The sequence below is a fragment of the Pseudomonas sp. GD03862 genome (genome assembly GCF_029840855.1).
Taxonomy (GTDB): Bacteria; Pseudomonadota; Gammaproteobacteria; order Pseudomonadales; family Pseudomonadaceae; genus Aquipseudomonas; species Aquipseudomonas alloputida.
Map to the genome: position 1 here is coordinate 1 of NZ_JAOCDI010000076.1, position 15,347 is coordinate 15,347.

The window sequence follows — 15,347 nt, forward strand, 5'->3', positions numbered from 1 at the left end:
GCCTGGGCTTGCTTGAATCCCTGTGGGAGCGGAGATGGCACCGGCGTTGCCGGTGTTCGCGGGTAAACCCGCGCCTACAAGGGAAGGGTGCAACGCCAGGCAGGGGCGCCCCCCGCACACCCTTCAGGACAACGTCGCCTCCCATAATTCGAGTCAGAACACTAGAATAGCCCCCACGCACCTATACAGAAGCGCTCTATGTCCAATTCTGTCGAACCTGAAACCCTGGCCCAGCTGCCGTTGGACGAGCTTGTCGCCTGCCATGAATGCGACCTGCTGCTGCGCAAGCCCGTGCTGCAGCATGATGAGAAAGCCCAATGCCCGCGCTGCGGCTACGAGCTCTATGCCCACCGGCACAATGTGGTCAATCGCAGCCTGGCCTTGGTGCTGACGGCCCTTTTGCTGTTCGTGCCGGCCAATTTCCTGCCGATCATGCAGTTGCACCTGCTTGGCCAGACTTCGGACGATACGGTCTGGAGTGGCGTGCTAGGCCTGTACAACTCGGGAATGCGCGGTGTTGCCGTAGTGGTACTGCTCTGTAGCATGGTCATTCCGCTGGCGAAGCTGCTCTGTCAGCTGGCCGTGCTGTTGAGCATCCGCTTGAACTTCGGGCGTGACTACGGCCTGGTCTTCTACCGCATCTATCACCACCTGCGTGACTGGGGCATGCTCGAGGTCTATTTCATGGGGGTGCTGGTGGCCATCGTCAAACTGGTGGACCTGGCCGAACTGACCGTGGGCCTTGGGCTGTTCTGTTTCATCAGTCTGTTATTGATTCAGGTGTGGCTCGAAGTGGTGATGTCGCCCCACCAGATCTGGAGTGCGCTATCGGGGGAGGACCTGCATGCGGGCGATTGACGCAGGCATTGTTGTCTGCAATGAGTGTCACGAGCTGAACAGGCAAGAGCCAGACAGCACTTCGCAAACCTGCACACGTTGCGGCGCTATCGTGCATGCACGCCGGCCGAACAGTATCGTGCGCACCTGGGCGTTGCTGATTGCGGCGTCGATCCTCTACATCCCGGCCAACATACTGCCGATCATGACCGTGAGTACCCTCGGTCAGGGTAGCCCGGACACCATCATGTCCGGTGTCATCACCCTGCTCAAGCACGGCATGGTGCCCATTGCGGCTGTGGTGTTCATTGCCAGTATCCTGGTCCCCACGTTCAAGCTGGTGGGTATCGGCTTGCTGTTGTACTCCGTTCAGCGGCGGCAGCCGCTTTCGGCCCGGCAGCGGATATTGATGTACCGCTTCATCGAATTCATTGGGCGCTGGTCCATGCTGGATATCTTCGTCATTGCCATCCTGGTGGCAGTGGTGAATTTTGGCCGAATAGCCAGTGTCGAAGCCAACCTGGGCGCTGTCGCCTTCGCAACTGTGGTGATCCTGACAATGCTTGCCGCTTTAACTTTCGATCCCCGACTGATTTGGGATAACACGGAGTCGGATGACGACCATGAGTGACCTGCCAACGGCTAAAACCCGCCCAGCCTCGAACTGGTCGGCCATCTGGATCCTGCCTTTGATTGCGCTGATGATCGGTGGCTGGCTCGCGTGGCAGGCCTACCGCGACGCTGGCGTGGAAATTGAAGTCCGCTTCGAGTCGGGAGAGGGTATCGTCGCCAACAAGACCGAGGTCATCTACAAAGGCATGCCGGTTGGCAAGGTGAAAAGCCTGGTGCTCGACGCCAAGGGCGACACGCAGGGGGTGATCGCTACCATCGAGATGAACAAGGCTGCCGAGCCCCATCTAACCAAAGGCACGCGTTTCTGGCTGGTGAAGCCGAGTGTCAGCCTGGCCGGTATATCTGGCCTTGAAACACTGGTGTCGGGTAACTACATCGCCGTTAGCCCGGGAGAGGGGGAACGTACCAAACGCTTTGTGGCATTGAAGGTGGCGCCACCGCTCTCGGATTCTGAACCAGGCCTGCACCTGACCCTCAAGGCCGACAGGCTGGGCTCGCTCAACCGTGACAGCCCGGTGTTCTACAAACAGATTCAGGTAGGCCGGGTGAAAAGCTACCGCCTGTCCGAGGACCAGAGCACCGTAGAGGTGAAAGTCTTCATCGAGCCGGCCTACGCCAGCCTGGTGCGCAAGCACACGCGTTTCTGGAACGCCAGCGGTGTCAGCATCGATGCTTCGCTTTCGGGTGTGAAGGTGCGCAGTGAGTCGTTGTCGAGCATTGTGGCGGGTGGTATCGCCTTCGCCACGCCGGAGTACCGCAAGGACAGCCCTCCCACCGATCCGAGCCTGCCGTTCCGTCTGTACGAGGACTTCGATGCCGCCCAGGCGGGTATCCGGGTAAAAGTGAAGCTGAGCGATTATGAAGGCCTGCAGGCGGGTCGCACGCCGGTCATGTACAAGGGCATCCAGGTGGGCTCGCTGAAAGCACTGAAGATGGAAGACAACCTGGCCAGCGCTTCGGCCGAGCTGACACTCGACCCACTGACCGAGGACTACCTGGTAGACGGGACACAGTTCTGGGTAGTCAAACCGTCGATTTCCCTGGCGGGAATCACTGGCCTGGAAGCCTTGGTCAAAGGTAACTACATCGCCATTCGTCCTGGTGAGAAGGGCGCACGGCCAGAGCGTGAGTTCGAGGCGCGTGCCAAGGCGCCGCCGCTCGACCTCAAAGCGCCGGGCCTGCACATGGTGTTGTTCGCCGACACCTTGGGTTCGCTGGAAATCGGCAGCCCGGTGACGTACCGCCAGGTGAAGGTGGGTAGCGTGCAGAGCTATCAGTTCGCCCGTAACAGCAACCGCATCCTGATCGGTGTGCATATCGAGAAGGAGTACGAGAAGCTGGTCAATGGTTCGTCGCGCTTCTGGAACGTCAGTGGGATCACCCTGACCGGCGGCCTGTCGGGCATCAAGATCAAGAGTGAGTCGCTGCAAACACTGATGGCCGGCGGTATTGCGTTCGATACGCCACGGCCCGATGTACCGCTGAAACGGCACATTCCACGCTTCCGCCTGCATGACAGCCAGGAAGCGGTGAACCGTGCGGGTACGTTGATCACCATCCGTGTAGAGCGTGCCGATGGCCTGAAACCGGGCACGGCCATCCGCTTCCGCGGCCTGGATGTGGGCAGCATCGAGAGCGTCGACCTCACCGATGACCTGCAGGCGGTGCTGCTACGGGCGCGCATTACCGAATCGGCGGATCGCATTGCCCGTGCCGGTACGCAGTTCTGGGTGGTCAAGCCGGCCCTGGGCCTGGTGCGCACTGAAAACCTGGACACCTTGATAGGTGGGCAGTACCTGGAAGTGCAGCCAGCAGCCAAGAACCGTGGGCCACAGCGCGATTTCATCGCCCTGGCCGAGGCACCGGAGGTAGCAGGGCCAGAGGTCGGCCTGCCATTGACGCTCAGTGCGCCACGCCGCGGCTCGATCAAGCCGGGTGTGCCGGTTACCTATCGTGAGGTTACGGTGGGCAAGGTGACAGGCTTCGAGCTGGGCCAGAGCGCTGACCGCGTGCTGATTCATATCCTCATCGAGCCGCGCTATGCCGCCTTGGTGCGCAGCGGTAGCCGCTTCTGGAACAGCAGTGGTTTCGGTTTCGACTGGGGGCTGTTCAAGGGCGCTACAGTGCGTACCGAGTCGGTGGAAACCCTGATCGATGGCGGTATCGCCTTCGCAACGCCAGATGGCGAGCAGATGGGTAACCCGGCACGGCCGCAGCAGACCTTTGCCTTGTTCGAAAAGGCCGAGGATGAATGGCTGCAGTGGGCACCGAAAATTCAGATCGCCAAGTGATGTAAAAGTAGGGCCGCCAAGCGCGGCCCTGCTTTTTTGTGGGAGCGGCCTTGCGTCGCGAAAGGGGCGCGTAGCGGCCCCTCGGTCTCAGCGCAGAAAGTGAGATTGCCGGGGCTGCCCCGCAGCCCTTTCGCGACACAAGGCCGCTCCCACAGATCGAGTCCCACATGGAACTGGGCCCGCAAGCATAAATCGCAGGCAACAAAAAACCGACCCTAGGGTCGGTTTTTCGACTAGCGCGTCGCTTAGGCAGCTGCAGCTTCTTTCAGCGCCTTGATGTGGCCATTCAGACGGCCTTTGTGACGAGCAGCCTTGTTCTTGTGGATAATACCCTTGTCGGCCATACGGTCGATTACAGGTACAGCCAGAACGTAAGCGGCTTGCGCTTTTTCGGCGTCTTTTGCGTCGATGGCTTTAACTACATTCTTGATGTAGGTGCGGACCATGGAACGCAGGCTGGCGTTGTGGCTGCGACGCTTCTCAGCCTGTTTTGCACGTTTCTTGGCGGAAGGTGTGTTGGCCACCGTCGAGCTCCTCGAAAGACTTTAGGTAAATAGCAAACAAAATAGGCCGCGAATCATGCCGATCAGTCGAGCGGATGTCAAGGCCACCTGCAAGGTTCCGCCGAGCGGTGCGCCAACAAGCGGGAAAGATTCCTTTCTGCTGCGCGACCTGTACACTCGGGAATTTTTGGCTCCCCTGCGAAGGCGCGGGAGTATCGCACATTCGGACGCTGTCTGGCAGCGTCCTCTGTCATTGGCGTGAATCTTTTCGATGAACCTGCTCAAATCCCTGGCTGCAGTAAGCTCGATCACCATGATTTCGCGGGTGCTGGGCTTTGTTCGCGACACCATCCTGGCCCGCATCTTTGGTGCTGGTGTCGCTACCGATGCCTTCTTCATCGCGTTCAAACTGCCCAACCTGTTGCGGCGCATCTTCGCCGAAGGCGCATTCTCCCAGGCCTTCGTGCCGATTCTGGCCGAGTACAAGACCCAGCAAGGCGAGGAGGCGACGCGCACCTTCATTGCCTATGTCAGCGGCCTTCTGACCCTGGTGCTGGCCCTGGTGACCGCCATCGGCATCCTCGCTGCACCGTGGGTGGTGTGGGCGACTGCCCCGGGTTTTGTCGACAGCACCGAAAAATACGCGCTGACCACCGACCTGTTGCGGGTGACGTTTCCTTATATATTCCTGATCTCGCTGTCTTCCCTGGCCGGAGCGATCCTCAATACCTGGAACCGCTTTTCGGTGCCGGCCTTCACGCCCACCTTGCTGAACGTGGCGATGATTGCCTTCGCCGTGTTGCTGACGCCGTACTTCAACCCGCCAATCATGGCGTTGGCCTGGGGCGTGCTGGCGGGTGGCCTGGCGCAGTTGCTGTACCAGCTGCCAGCGCTGAAGAAGATCGGCATGCTCGTGCTGCCGCGCCTGAACCTCAAGGACGCGGGTGTGTGGCGGGTACTGAAACAGATGCTGCCGGCGATCCTGGGGGTGTCGGTGAGCCAGATCTCGCTGATCATCAACACCATCTTCGCTTCCTTCCTGGTGGCCGGCTCGGTGTCGTGGATGTACTACGCCGACCGCCTCATGGAGCTGCCTTCCGGTGTGTTGGGCGTTGCCTTGGGCACCATCCTGCTGCCGACCCTGGCCAAGACCTACGCCAACAAGGACCGCGAGGAGTACTCACGGATTCTCGACTGGGGCCTGCGCCTGTGCTTCCTGCTGGTACTGCCCTGCACCCTGGCGTTGGCCATTCTTGCCGAACCGCTGACCGTTGCGCTGTTTCAATATGGCAAGTTCAGCGCGTTTGATGCGGCCATGACCCAGCGAGCGTTGATCGCCTATTCCGTGGGCTTGCTGGCGATCATTCTGATCAAGGTACTGGCACCTGGCTTCTACGCGCAGCAGAATATCCGCACGCCGGTGAAGATCGCAGTCTTCACCCTGGTCTGCACCCAGCTGTTCAACCTTGCCCTGGTCGGCCCGCTTGCACATGCCGGCCTGGCATTGGCGATCAGCCTCGGTGCCTGCCTGAACGCCGGTTTGCTGTTCTGGAAGCTGCGCAGTCAGCAGCTGTTCGAGCCTCAGCCTGGCTGGGCAGTGTTCCTGCTCAAGCTTGTGTTGGCGGTGGCGCTGATGTCGGCAGTACTGCTGGCGGGCATGCACTATATGCCGGCCTGGGAACAGGGCATCATGCTTGAGCGCTTCCTGCGGCTTGGGGCGCTGATCCTGGCGGGCGTCGTGACGTATTTTGGCTGCCTGTACCTGTGTGGCTTCCGGCCCCGGCATTTCGCTCGCAAGGCCTTGCACTGAGGCTTTTGGCGGGTCAGGCGTCGGTTTTTCGCATTCCACGCCGCCCTTGGGCGCTGCTGCCTGTCACCAGCGCCCGGGTGTGGTTATAATCGGCCACTTTATGAGCAAGAAGCGCGTTATGCAGCTGGTTCGAGGTCTTCACAACCTGCGCCCCGAGCACCGGGGCTGTGTCGCCACCATTGGCAACTTCGACGGGGTTCACCGCGGCCACCAGGCAATCCTGGCGCGCCTGCGCGAGCGCGGTCAGGCCTTGGGCCTGCCGACCTGCGTGGTGATCTTCGAACCGCAACCACGCGAGTACTTCGCACCCGATACCGCGCCAGCGCGCCTGGCCCGGCTGCGCGACAAGATCGAGCTGCTGGCGACCGAAGGCATCGACCGGGTGCTGTGCCTGGCGTTCAACCAGCGTCTGAGCAAGCTCAGTGCCGATGCCTTCGTCAAGGCCATCCTGGTCGACGGCCTGGGCGTGCGTCATCTCGAAGTGGGCGATGACTTCCGCTTCGGCTGCGACCGCGCTGGCGACTTCGCTTTCCTGGTCGAGGCCGGCAACGCGTACGGCTTTACCGTCGAGGCCGCCAACACGGTCATCCAGGATGGCCTGCGGGTCAGCAGCACCGAAGTGCGCAAGGCCTTGTCCGAGGGCGACTTCGAACTGGCCGAACACCTGCTGGGCCGCCCGTACCGCATTACAGGCCGCGTGCTGCACGGCCAGAAGCTGGCCCGCCAGCTCGGCACACCAACCGCCAACATCCAGCTCAAGCGCCGCCGCGTGCCGCTGTCCGGGGTATACCTGGCCAGCATCGTGATCGACGGCAAAGCTTGGCCGGGTGTCGGCAATATCGGCGTGCGCCCCACCGTTGCCGGTGATGGGCGCCCGCACCTGGAGATTCATCTTCTGGACTTTGCCGGCGATCTTTACGGCCGGCGCCTGACGGTGGAGTTCCACCACAAGCTGCGTGAAGAGCAGCGATTCGCCTCCCTGGAGGCGCTGAAGTCGGCGATCGATGCGGATATCGCCGCCGCACGTGCACATTGGCACGCTCAACCGCTAACGAAGAGCCTGAAATGACCGACTACAAAGCCACGCTTAACCTTCCGGACACCGCCTTCCCCATGAAGGCCGGCCTGCCTCAGCGCGAACCGCAGATCCTGCAGCGCTGGGACAGCATTGGCCTGTACCAGAAGCTGCGCGAAATTGGCAAGGATCGTCCCAAGTTCGTCCTGCACGACGGCCCGCCCTATGCCAACGGCAAGATTCACATCGGTCATGCGCTGAACAAGATCCTCAAGGACATGATCGTCCGTTCCAAGACCCTGGCCGGCTTCGATGCGCCGTACGTGCCAGGTTGGGACTGCCACGGCCTGCCGATCGAGCACAAGGTCGAGGTTACCCACGGCAAGCACCTTTCCGCCGACCGTACCCGCGAGCTGTGCCGCGAGTACGCTGCCGAGCAGATCGAAGGGCAGAAGACCGAGTTCATCCGCCTGGGCGTGCTGGGTGACTGGGACAACCCATACAAGACCATGAACTTCGCCAACGAGGCCGGTGAAATCCGCGCCCTGGCCGAGATGGTCAAGCAAGGCTTCGTGTTCAAGGGCCTGAAGCCGGTGAACTGGTGCTTTGATTGCGGTTCGGCGCTGGCTGAAGCGGAAGTCGAGTACGCCGACAAGAAGTCGCAGACCATCGACGTGGCCTTCCCGGTTGCCGATGAAGCCAAGCTGGCCGCCGCTTTCGGCCTGGCCTCGCTGGCCAAGCCGGCCGCCATCGTGATCTGGACCACCACCCCGTGGACCATCCCGGCCAACCAGGCCCTGAACATCCACCCGGAATTCAAGTACGCCCTGGTCGACACCGGCGAGCGCCTGCTGGTGCTGGCTGAAGAGCTGGTCGAGTCGTGCCTGAAGCGCTACAACCTGGAAGGTTCGGTCGTTGCCACCACCCAAGGTTCGGCGCTGGAGCTGATCAACTTCCGCCATCCGTTCTACGATCGCCTGTCGCCAATCTACCTGGCCGACTACGTCGAGCTGGGCGCCGGTACCGGCGTGGTGCATTCCTCGCCAGCCTACGGTGAAGACGACTTCGTCACCTGCAAGCGCTACGGCATGGTCAACGACGACATCCTTACCCCGGTGCAGAGCAACGGCGTGTATGTCGACTCGCTGCCATTCTTCGGCGGCCAGTTCATCTGGAAGGCCAACCCGGCCATCGTCGAGAAGCTGAGCGAAGTCGGTGCGCTGATGCACACCGAAACCATCAGCCATAGCTACATGCACTGCTGGCGCCACAAGACCCCGCTGATCTACCGCGCCACCGCGCAGTGGTTCGTGGGCATGGACAAGCAGCCGAGCACCGGCGAGCCGCTGCGTGAGCGTGCGCTGAAAGCCATCGAAGACACCAAGTTCGTCCCGGCCTGGGGCCAGGCGCGCCTGCACGCGATGATCGCCAACCGCCCGGACTGGTGCATCTCGCGTCAGCGCAACTGGGGTGTGCCGATTCCGTTCTTCCTGCACAAGCAGACCGGCGAGCTGCATCCGCGCACTGTCGAACTGATGGAAGAAGTGGCCAAGCGTGTCGAGCAGCAAGGCATCGAGGCCTGGTTCAAGCTGGACGCCGCTGAACTGCTGGGCGCTGAAGCCGACCAGTACGACAAGATCGCCGACACCCTCGACGTGTGGTTCGACTCGGGCACCACTCACTGGCACGTACTGCGTGGCTCGCACGACATCGGCCACGCCACCGGCCCGCGCGCTGACCTGTACCTGGAAGGTTCCGACCAGCACCGCGGCTGGTTCCACTCGTCCTTGCTGACCGGTTGCGCCATCGATAACCATGCGCCATACCGCGAGTTGTTGACCCACGGCTTCACCGTGGACGAGAACGGCCGCAAGATGTCCAAGTCGCTGGGCAACACCATCGAGCCGGAGAAGGTCAACAACACCCTGGGTGCCGATATCCTGCGCCTGTGGGTTTCGGCCACCGACTATTCCGGTGAAATGGCCGTTTCCGAGCAGATCCTGCAGCGCAGTGCCGACGCCTACCGGCGTATCCGCAATACCGCCCGCTTCCTGCTGTCCAACCTGTCCGGCTTCGACCCGGCCCGCGACCTGCTGGCCCCGGAAGACATGCTGGCGCTGGACCGCTGGGCCGTGGACCGTACCCTGCTGCTGCAACGCGAACTGGAAGAGCACTACAGCGAGTACCGTTTCTGGAACGTCTACTCCAAGGTGCACAACTTCTGCGTACAGGAGCTGGGCGGCTTCTACCTCGACATCATCAAGGACCGCCAGTACACCACCGGCGCCAACAGTGTTGCCCGCCGTTCCTGCCAGACTGCGCTGTACCACATCAGCGAGGCGCTGGTGCGCTGGATCGCGCCGATCCTGGCATTCACCGCCGACGAAATCTGGCAGTACCTGCCGGGTGAGCGCAACGAGTCGGTAATGCTCAACGGCTGGTACCAAGGCCTGAGCGAGCTGCCGGAAGGCACCGAGTTGGACCGCGCCTACTGGGACCGCGTGATGGCAGTGAAGGCATCGGTCAACAAGGAGCTGGAAAACCAGCGCACCGCCAAGGTCATCGGCGGCAACCTGCAAGCCGAAGTGACCCTGTACGCCGACGAAGGCCTGAGTGCCGACCTGGGCAAGCTGGGCGACGAGTTGCGCTTCGTGCTGATCACCTCGGCCGCCAGCGTGGTGCCGTTCGCACAGGCGCCGGCCGAAGCGGTAGCCACCGAAGTCGAAGGCCTCAAGCTGCAAGTGGTCAAGTCCGGCCACACCAAGTGCGGCCGTTGCTGGCACTTCCGCGCCGACGTCGGCAGCCATCCGGAGCACCCGGAAATCTGCAGCCGTTGCGTCGACAACCTGACAGGCTCGGGTGAGGTGCGCCACTATGCCTAACCCTGCAGCGGGGCGCTTCGGGCGCCTTGCATGGCTGTGGCTGAGCTTGCTGGTCCTGGTCATCGACCAGGCCACCAAGCTGTACTTCAACAACGCCCTGACCATGTACCAGCAGATCGTGGTCATTCCTGACTACTTCAGCTGGACCCTGGCCTACAACACCGGTGCCGCGTTCAGCTTCCTGGCTGACGGAGCGGGTTGGCAGCGCTGGTTGTTCGCCCTGATCGCCGTGGTGGTCAGCGCGGTACTGGTCGTCTGGCTCAAGCGCCTGGGGCGCAACGAGACTTGGCTGGCCGTGGCGCTGGCGCTGGTGCTGGGTGGGGCGATTGGCAACCTGTACGACCGCATCGTGCTGGGCCACGTAGTCGACTTCATCCTGGTGCACTGGCAGAACCGCCATTACTTCCCGGCCTTCAACGTGGCCGACAGCGCCATCACCGTTGGTGCGGTGATGCTGGCGCTGGATATGTTCAAGAGCAAGAAGTCCGAGGATCCGGTCCATGACTGACACCCGTATCGGCCAGAACACCGAAGTCACCCTGCACTTCGCGCTGCACCTGGAAAACGGCGACACCGTCGACAGCACGTTCGATAAGGCCCCGGCTACTTTCAAAGTAGGTGATGGCAACCTGCTGCCGGGCTTTGAAAACGCCCTGTTCGGCTTCAAGGCCGGTGACAAGCGCACCGTGGCAGTGGCCCCGGAGAACGCCTTCGGCCAGCCTAACCCGCAGAACGTGCAGGCCATGCCGAGGTCCAACTTCGAAGGCATGGAGTTGTCCGAAGGGCTGCTGATCATCTTCAACGACGCCGCCAACACCGAGCTGCCGGGTGTGGTCAAAGCGTTCGATGACGACCAGGTCACCATCGACTTCAATCACCCACTGGCTGGCAAGACCCTGACCTTCGAGGTGGAGATCCTCGAGGTGAAGGCCCTGTAAGCCTGGAGCCGAGCATGCAAATCAAACTCGCCAACCCTCGCGGCTTCTGCGCCGGGGTCGACCGGGCGATCGAGATCGTCAACCGCGCGCTGGAAGTCTTCGGCCCGCCGATCTATGTGCGCCACGAAGTGGTGCACAACAAGTTCGTGGTGGAAGACTTGCGTAACCGCGGCGCCATCTTTGTCGAAGAGCTGGACCAGGTGCCGGACGATGTCATCGTCATCTTCAGTGCCCACGGTGTTTCCCAGGCCGTGCGCCAGGAAGCTGCTGGCCGTGGCCTGAAAGTGTTCGATGCCACTTGCCCGCTGGTGACCAAGGTTCACATCGAAGTGGCCAAGTACAGCCGCGATGGCCGTGAGTGCATTCTCATCGGCCACGAAGGGCACCCGGAAGTCGAAGGCACCATGGGCCAGTACGATGCCAGCAACGGCGGCGCCATCTACCTTGTCGAAGACGAGGAAGATGTGGCCAACCTGCAGGTGCGCGACCCGGACCACCTGGCTTTCGTCACCCAGACAACACTGTCGATGGACGACACCAGCCGCGTCATCGATGCGCTGCGTGCGCGCTTCCCGAACATCGGCGGCCCGCGCAAGGACGACATCTGCTACGCCACCCAGAACCGCCAGGATGCCGTCAAGCAACTGGCCGGCGAGAGCGACGTGGTGCTGGTGGTCGGCAGCCCGAACAGTTCCAACTCCAACCGTTTGCGTGAGCTGGCTGAGCGCATGGGCACCCCGGCCTACCTGATCGACGGTGCCGAGGACCTGCAACGCGGCTGGTTTGACCAGGCCGCGCGCATCGGCATCACCGCCGGTGCTTCTGCGCCCGAAGTGCTGGTGCGTGGCGTGATCGAACAGCTCAAGGCCTGGGGCGCCACTGGCGCTGAAGAGCTGGACGGGCGCGAAGAGAACATCACCTTTTCAATGCCCAAAGAGCTGCGGGTTCGCTCGCTGATCTGACGGGCAGCACCGCCGCCAATGCAGGGGCTGCTTTGCAGCCCTTGCGCGACACAAGACCGCTCCTGCAATGACCGCGCTAGCAGCGGTCATTGCTCAGGTCCTCCGTAAGCAACCTGACTCTGCCGCTTGATGCCAGCACCACCTGATATCGGCTGCGAGCAGCGGCGCGTTCGCACATTTCCAGTTTTGCGCCCAACCAGCTGTTGCCCAACGTCATGGGCACGCCCAGCGCACTGAATTTGAACTGCTCACCGCGATTGCTGGTTATTTTCAGCGGCTTTGAAAGGCGCTGTTCGCGCAGCACCTGCCGGTTATGCTCCAGCACTACCCGCCACCCATTCCCCCAATTACCGTCCAGCGCCAGCACCAGCACCGGCTGACCCTGCAACAGCGCATGGCTGCGTGCACTGCGCAGCGCCTGCGCCAGATCACGGGCAGCCGCCGCCCGGTGCAGGTCATCGCTCATTCTGGCGTAGGCCGGCATGCCCAGTTGGGTCAGCAAAGCCGCCACGGCCAAGGCCGACATCATTTGTATCAGTGTTACGCCGCGTTGCTTCACCGTGCATTCCTTCCTGGACGTGCTTGGCTATAGCTTCCTGGCGGTTGGACAAGAGGTCCAGTCGCCCAAGTTGAAAGCAATGACGGGAAAAGTCGCAGGAGGTGCAGGGATGCACGCAAGACAAGGGGGCATGACGCTTCTGGAAGTGTTGTTGGCGGTTGTGGTCGTGGCCGCAGGCCTTTTCGCAACGGCTGCTATGCAGTTGCAGGCATTGCAGGCTGCGGACAGCGCGCGCCGGGATGGACAGGCGGCGATGGCGCTGCACAGCGAACATGAGCGCAGGCGACGATGAGGCGCTGCCATACAGGGTTTGGGTTGCTTGAGATGGTAGTGGCGCTGGCGATCGGATTGATGCTGCTGGCGGCGGCCAGTCAGCTGTTTGTCTCTGCGCACCAGACTTGGCGCCTACAAAGTACGGCAGTGCGCATGCAGGATTCTGCGCGGCTTGCGTTGCTGCGCATGGCGCAGGATATCCGCATGGCCGGGATGTTCGGTTGCCTGCGCCTGGGCCCAGACGACTTTCTGATCCCAGGCGCGGAGCAGGCCTTTGCCCGGCCCTTGGCGAACGGCCCGTCAAGTTTGAGCCTGGTTGTCGCTGAGTTACCAGGATTTGCCGGCGACCCCGACTGGACCTTGCTGACAAACTGTATCGACACGGTGGAGGTACACAAGGAGCGCGCGCAAGGGACTGAAAAGCTTATGGCTTTGCCTTTCAGCCGGCATCGCTATGTTCACGTTGGAAGTACGCTTTACTTCGAGCGGCGCGGCCGCAATCAGCCCTTGGTCGATTACGTGCGCGAACTGCGTGTGGTGCAGGTGGCTGGAGAGCGGATCGATCTTCAGCTGACATTGTATGAGCCGACCTTGCAGCTTGAGCAGCACCATGCGCTGAGCGTGGCATTGCGCAACCCGGTTCCGGATTCATGAACCGCCAGCGGGGTGTTGTCCTGTTGTTGGCGTTGGTGCTCAGCGTCCTGCTGGGCCTGCTTGCCACATCTGCCCTGCGCGACGCGCTGGTGGAAACGCGAATGACCGGCTACCTGAGCGATGGCCTGATGGCGCTGGAAGAGGCTGAGGCCACTTTGCTGGCCGGGGTACGCGAACTTGAACGGGCGCCCCCTGACGTTTGTAACGCGTGCCTGCCACCGCCCAGGCCGCACGATCTGATTGGGCAGTGGCAAAGTACCCAGACCGGCTTTTTCCAGCTGCAGAACCTGGGTGTCAGCGAACGTGCCGCGCACATGCCCGAAGGGCAGCCGGTTAGCCTGTTCCGGATTACCGCCGTCAGCAAGCAAAGCCGCTCACGGCATGTGCTGGAAGCGGTCTACGCCGTGGCCGGCAATCAAACCCAACGCATCACCTGGCGGCAAAGATTGCGAGGAGACTGACATGCAGCAAGGCTTGAGCCTGATCGAGTTGTTGATTGTGCTGGCCGTGACCGGCATTCTGGCAGCCATTGCCTACCCCAGTTACAGCGACCAGCTTCGGCGAGCCGCGCGCAGCGAAGTGGTTGGCCTGCTGCATGATGCCGCCCTGCGCCTGGAGCGCCACCGCGTGCGCACTGGCCAATACGCCGAGGGCGACCTGGTCTTGCCCGAAGGTACCCGCTATTACAGCCTTCAGGCCCAGCGCGACAGTGACACCTTCACGCTGCGCGCCCGGCGGCTACCGCATGGGCTGATGGCACAGGATGGCTGTGGCGATTTCCAGCTCGACCAGGCTGGTGTGCAGCACAATCCGGGCGCCGTTGAGCACAGCACGCACTGTTGGGGAAGTTGAAGGTTCAATGATGCCCGGTGCATCGCGGTTTTACTTCAGGTGTTGGATCGACAGATGAGCAAGCAAGTAGTGGTGGTTGGCGGCGGGGTGATCGGCCTGCTGACGGCATTCAACCTGGCAGCCAAGGTCGGCCAGGTGGTGGTGTGCGATCAGGGCGAGGTTGGCCGAGAGTCGTCCTGGGCTGGCGGAGGCATTGTCTCGCCGTTGTACCCGTGGCGCTACAGCCCCGCCGTGACCGCTCTGGCGCACTGGTCGCAGGACTTTTATCCACAGCTGGGCGAGCGTCTGTTCGCCAGCACCGGTGTCGACCCGGAAGTTCACACCACCGGGCTGTACTGGCTCGACCTGGACGACGAGGCCGAAGCGTTGGCCTGGGCCGCGCGCGAGCAGCGGCCGCTCAGTGCCGTGGATATTTCCGCGGCCTACGATGCGGTGCCGGTGCTGGGCCCGGGCTTCAAGCACGCCATCTACATGGCTGGCGTGGCCAATGTGCGCAACCCACGCTTGGTCAAGTCGCTGAAGGCGGCGTTGCTGGCGCTGCCGAACGTGAGCTTGCGCGAACACTGCCAGATCACCGGCTTCGTGCAGGAAAAGGGGCGCGTGACTGGTGTACAGACGGCTGATGGCGTACTGGCGGCGGATGAGGTTGTGCTCAGCGCAGGCGCCTGGAGTGGCGACCTGTTGCGTACCCTTGGCCTTGAACTGCCGGTGGAGCCCGTGAAGGGCCAGATGATCCTGTTCAAGTGCGCTGAAGACTTCTTGCCGAGCATGGTGCTGGCCAAGGGGCGCTATGCAATCCCGCGACGTGACGGGCACATTCTGGTGGGGAGCACGCTGGAACACGCCGGGTATGACAAGACCCCGACCGGGGATGCGCTGGAAAGCCTGAAAGCATCGGCGGTGGAGTTGTTGCCAGAGCTTGAAGGCGCGACAGTGGTGGCGCACTGGGCGGGACTGCGGCCGGGGTCGCCAGAAGGCATCCCTTACATTGGGCCTGTGCCGGGGCATGAAGGGTTGTGGCTGAACTGCGGGCATTATCGCAATGGGCTGGTGCTGGCGCCGGCTTCGTGCCAGCTGTTTACCGATTTGCTGACAGGGGCCGAGCCGATTATCGACCCGGCGCCGTATGCGCCAGAAG

16 protein-coding genes are annotated in these 15,347 nt (G+C 62.2%); 14 read left to right on the forward strand and 2 right to left on the reverse strand.

The genetic code is table 11. The features are described 5' to 3' along the window. Positions 1-198: 198 nt before the first annotated feature. Genes N5D53_RS26670 through N5D53_RS26680 form a run of 3 tightly spaced genes read left to right on the forward strand, consistent with a single transcriptional unit; the run spans position 199 to position 3,761 of the window. The gene (locus tag N5D53_RS26670; protein WP_020190949.1) at positions 199-858 is read left to right on the forward strand and encodes a paraquat-inducible protein A; all 660 of its coding nucleotides are present in this window, start codon (positions 199-201) and stop codon (positions 856-858) included. Then, on the forward strand, positions 845-1,468 hold the full coding sequence (locus tag N5D53_RS26675) for a paraquat-inducible protein A (protein WP_014589576.1): 624 nt from the start codon (positions 845-847) through the stop codon (positions 1,466-1,468). The genes N5D53_RS26670 and N5D53_RS26675 overlap by 14 nt, the downstream gene beginning before the upstream one ends. Beyond that, a complete protein-coding gene (locus tag N5D53_RS26680) occupies positions 1,461-3,761 on the forward strand; it encodes an MlaD family protein (protein ID WP_029615415.1) in 2,301 nt (766 codons plus the stop codon). The genes N5D53_RS26675 and N5D53_RS26680 overlap by 8 nt, the downstream gene beginning before the upstream one ends. Before the next feature lie 245 nt (positions 3,762-4,006). Here N5D53_RS26680 and rpsT read toward each other — a convergent pair whose 3' ends face one another. Further along, entirely contained in the window at positions 4,007-4,285 is a 279-nt protein-coding gene (gene rpsT, locus N5D53_RS26685; protein ID WP_003247625.1) for a 30S ribosomal protein S20, read from the reverse strand. A 250-nt stretch (positions 4,286-4,535) separates the two neighbouring features. Between rpsT and murJ the strand changes: the two genes are divergently transcribed. The 6 genes from murJ (at position 4,536) to ispH (ending at position 11,871) form a co-directional block, all read left to right on the forward strand. After that, a complete protein-coding gene (murJ, locus tag N5D53_RS26690; RefSeq protein ID WP_104960730.1) occupies positions 4,536-6,074 on the forward strand; it encodes a murein biosynthesis integral membrane protein MurJ in 1,539 nt (512 codons plus the stop codon). A gap of 118 nt (positions 6,075-6,192) precedes the next feature. Beyond that, on the forward strand, positions 6,193-7,143 hold the full coding sequence (ribF, locus tag N5D53_RS26695; protein WP_010951868.1) for a bifunctional riboflavin kinase/FAD synthetase: 951 nt from the start codon (positions 6,193-6,195) through the stop codon (positions 7,141-7,143). Continuing rightward, complete coding sequence (gene ileS, locus N5D53_RS26700; RefSeq protein ID WP_190869725.1) at positions 7,140-9,971, forward strand: isoleucine--tRNA ligase; 2,832 nt, start codon at positions 7,140-7,142, stop codon at positions 9,969-9,971. The genes ribF and ileS overlap by 4 nt, the downstream gene beginning before the upstream one ends. Further along, complete coding sequence (lspA, locus tag N5D53_RS26705; RefSeq protein WP_003247609.1) at positions 9,964-10,479, forward strand: signal peptidase II; 516 nt, start codon at positions 9,964-9,966, stop codon at positions 10,477-10,479. The genes ileS and lspA overlap by 8 nt, the downstream gene beginning before the upstream one ends. Beyond that, entirely contained in the window at positions 10,472-10,909 is a 438-nt protein-coding gene (gene fkpB, locus N5D53_RS26710) for an FKBP-type peptidyl-prolyl cis-trans isomerase (protein ID WP_279841095.1), read from the forward strand. The genes lspA and fkpB overlap by 8 nt, the downstream gene beginning before the upstream one ends. 14 nt (positions 10,910-10,923) lie before the next feature. After that, positions 10,924-11,871: a 4-hydroxy-3-methylbut-2-enyl diphosphate reductase gene (ispH, locus tag N5D53_RS26715; RefSeq protein ID WP_010951872.1), complete on the forward strand. Its 948-nt coding sequence runs from the start codon at positions 10,924-10,926 to the stop codon at positions 11,869-11,871. A gap of 76 nt (positions 11,872-11,947) precedes the next feature. Here the strand turns inward: ispH and N5D53_RS26720 are convergent, their stop codons facing one another. Continuing rightward, positions 11,948-12,430, reverse strand: coding sequence for a GspH/FimT family pseudopilin (locus N5D53_RS26720; protein WP_190869724.1), 483 nt, complete (start codon positions 12,428-12,430; stop codon positions 11,948-11,950). Between the two features lie 109 nt (positions 12,431-12,539). On the opposite strand from N5D53_RS26720, the gene N5D53_RS26725 reads away from it, so the two are divergent. From N5D53_RS26725 to thiO, 5 genes are all read left to right on the forward strand, one after another. Beyond that, a complete protein-coding gene (locus N5D53_RS26725) occupies positions 12,540-12,722 on the forward strand; it encodes a prepilin-type N-terminal cleavage/methylation domain-containing protein (protein ID WP_020192262.1) in 183 nt (60 codons plus the stop codon). Further along, complete coding sequence (locus N5D53_RS26730) at positions 12,719-13,357, forward strand: prepilin-type N-terminal cleavage/methylation domain-containing protein (RefSeq protein ID WP_190869723.1); 639 nt, start codon at positions 12,719-12,721, stop codon at positions 13,355-13,357. The genes N5D53_RS26725 and N5D53_RS26730 overlap by 4 nt, the downstream gene beginning before the upstream one ends. Beyond that, entirely contained in the window at positions 13,354-13,818 is a 465-nt protein-coding gene (locus N5D53_RS26735) for a hypothetical protein (protein WP_190869722.1), read from the forward strand. Before N5D53_RS26730 ends, N5D53_RS26735 begins: the two co-directional genes overlap by 4 nt. A 1-nt stretch (position 13,819) precedes the next feature. Next, the gene (locus N5D53_RS26740; RefSeq protein WP_010951877.1) at positions 13,820-14,209 is read left to right on the forward strand and encodes a type IV pilin protein; all 390 of its coding nucleotides are present in this window, start codon (positions 13,820-13,822) and stop codon (positions 14,207-14,209) included. A gap of 54 nt (positions 14,210-14,263) precedes the next feature. After that, the coding region (gene thiO / locus N5D53_RS26745) for a glycine oxidase ThiO (RefSeq protein WP_279841096.1) at positions 14,264-15,347 on the forward strand (1,084 nt) is incomplete at its 3' end.

Bases quoted from the DNA above. Each gene is read 5' to 3' on its own strand.
- N5D53_RS26670 (WP_020190949.1), top strand. From the start codon at position 199: ATGTCCAATTCTGTCGAACCTGAAACCCTGGCCCAGCTGCCGTTGGAC.
- N5D53_RS26675 (WP_014589576.1), top strand. From the start codon at position 845: ATGCGGGCGATTGACGCAGGCATTGTTGTCTGCAATGAGTGTCACGAG.
- N5D53_RS26680 (WP_029615415.1), top strand. From the start codon at position 1,461: ATGAGTGACCTGCCAACGGCTAAAACCCGCCCAGCCTCGAACTGGTCG.
- murJ (WP_104960730.1), top strand. From the start codon at position 4,536: ATGAACCTGCTCAAATCCCTGGCTGCAGTAAGCTCGATCACCATGATT.
- ribF (WP_010951868.1), top strand. From the start codon at position 6,193: ATGCAGCTGGTTCGAGGTCTTCACAACCTGCGCCCCGAGCACCGGGGC.
- ileS (WP_190869725.1), top strand. From the start codon at position 7,140: ATGACCGACTACAAAGCCACGCTTAACCTTCCGGACACCGCCTTCCCC.
- lspA (WP_003247609.1), top strand. From the start codon at position 9,964: ATGCCTAACCCTGCAGCGGGGCGCTTCGGGCGCCTTGCATGGCTGTGG.
- fkpB (WP_279841095.1), top strand. From the start codon at position 10,472: ATGACTGACACCCGTATCGGCCAGAACACCGAAGTCACCCTGCACTTC.
- ispH (WP_010951872.1), top strand. From the start codon at position 10,924: ATGCAAATCAAACTCGCCAACCCTCGCGGCTTCTGCGCCGGGGTCGAC.
- N5D53_RS26725 (WP_020192262.1), top strand. From the start codon at position 12,540: ATGCACGCAAGACAAGGGGGCATGACGCTTCTGGAAGTGTTGTTGGCG.
- N5D53_RS26730 (WP_190869723.1), top strand. From the start codon at position 12,719: ATGAGGCGCTGCCATACAGGGTTTGGGTTGCTTGAGATGGTAGTGGCG.
- N5D53_RS26735 (WP_190869722.1), top strand. From the start codon at position 13,354: ATGAACCGCCAGCGGGGTGTTGTCCTGTTGTTGGCGTTGGTGCTCAGC.
- N5D53_RS26740 (WP_010951877.1), top strand. From the start codon at position 13,820: ATGCAGCAAGGCTTGAGCCTGATCGAGTTGTTGATTGTGCTGGCCGTG.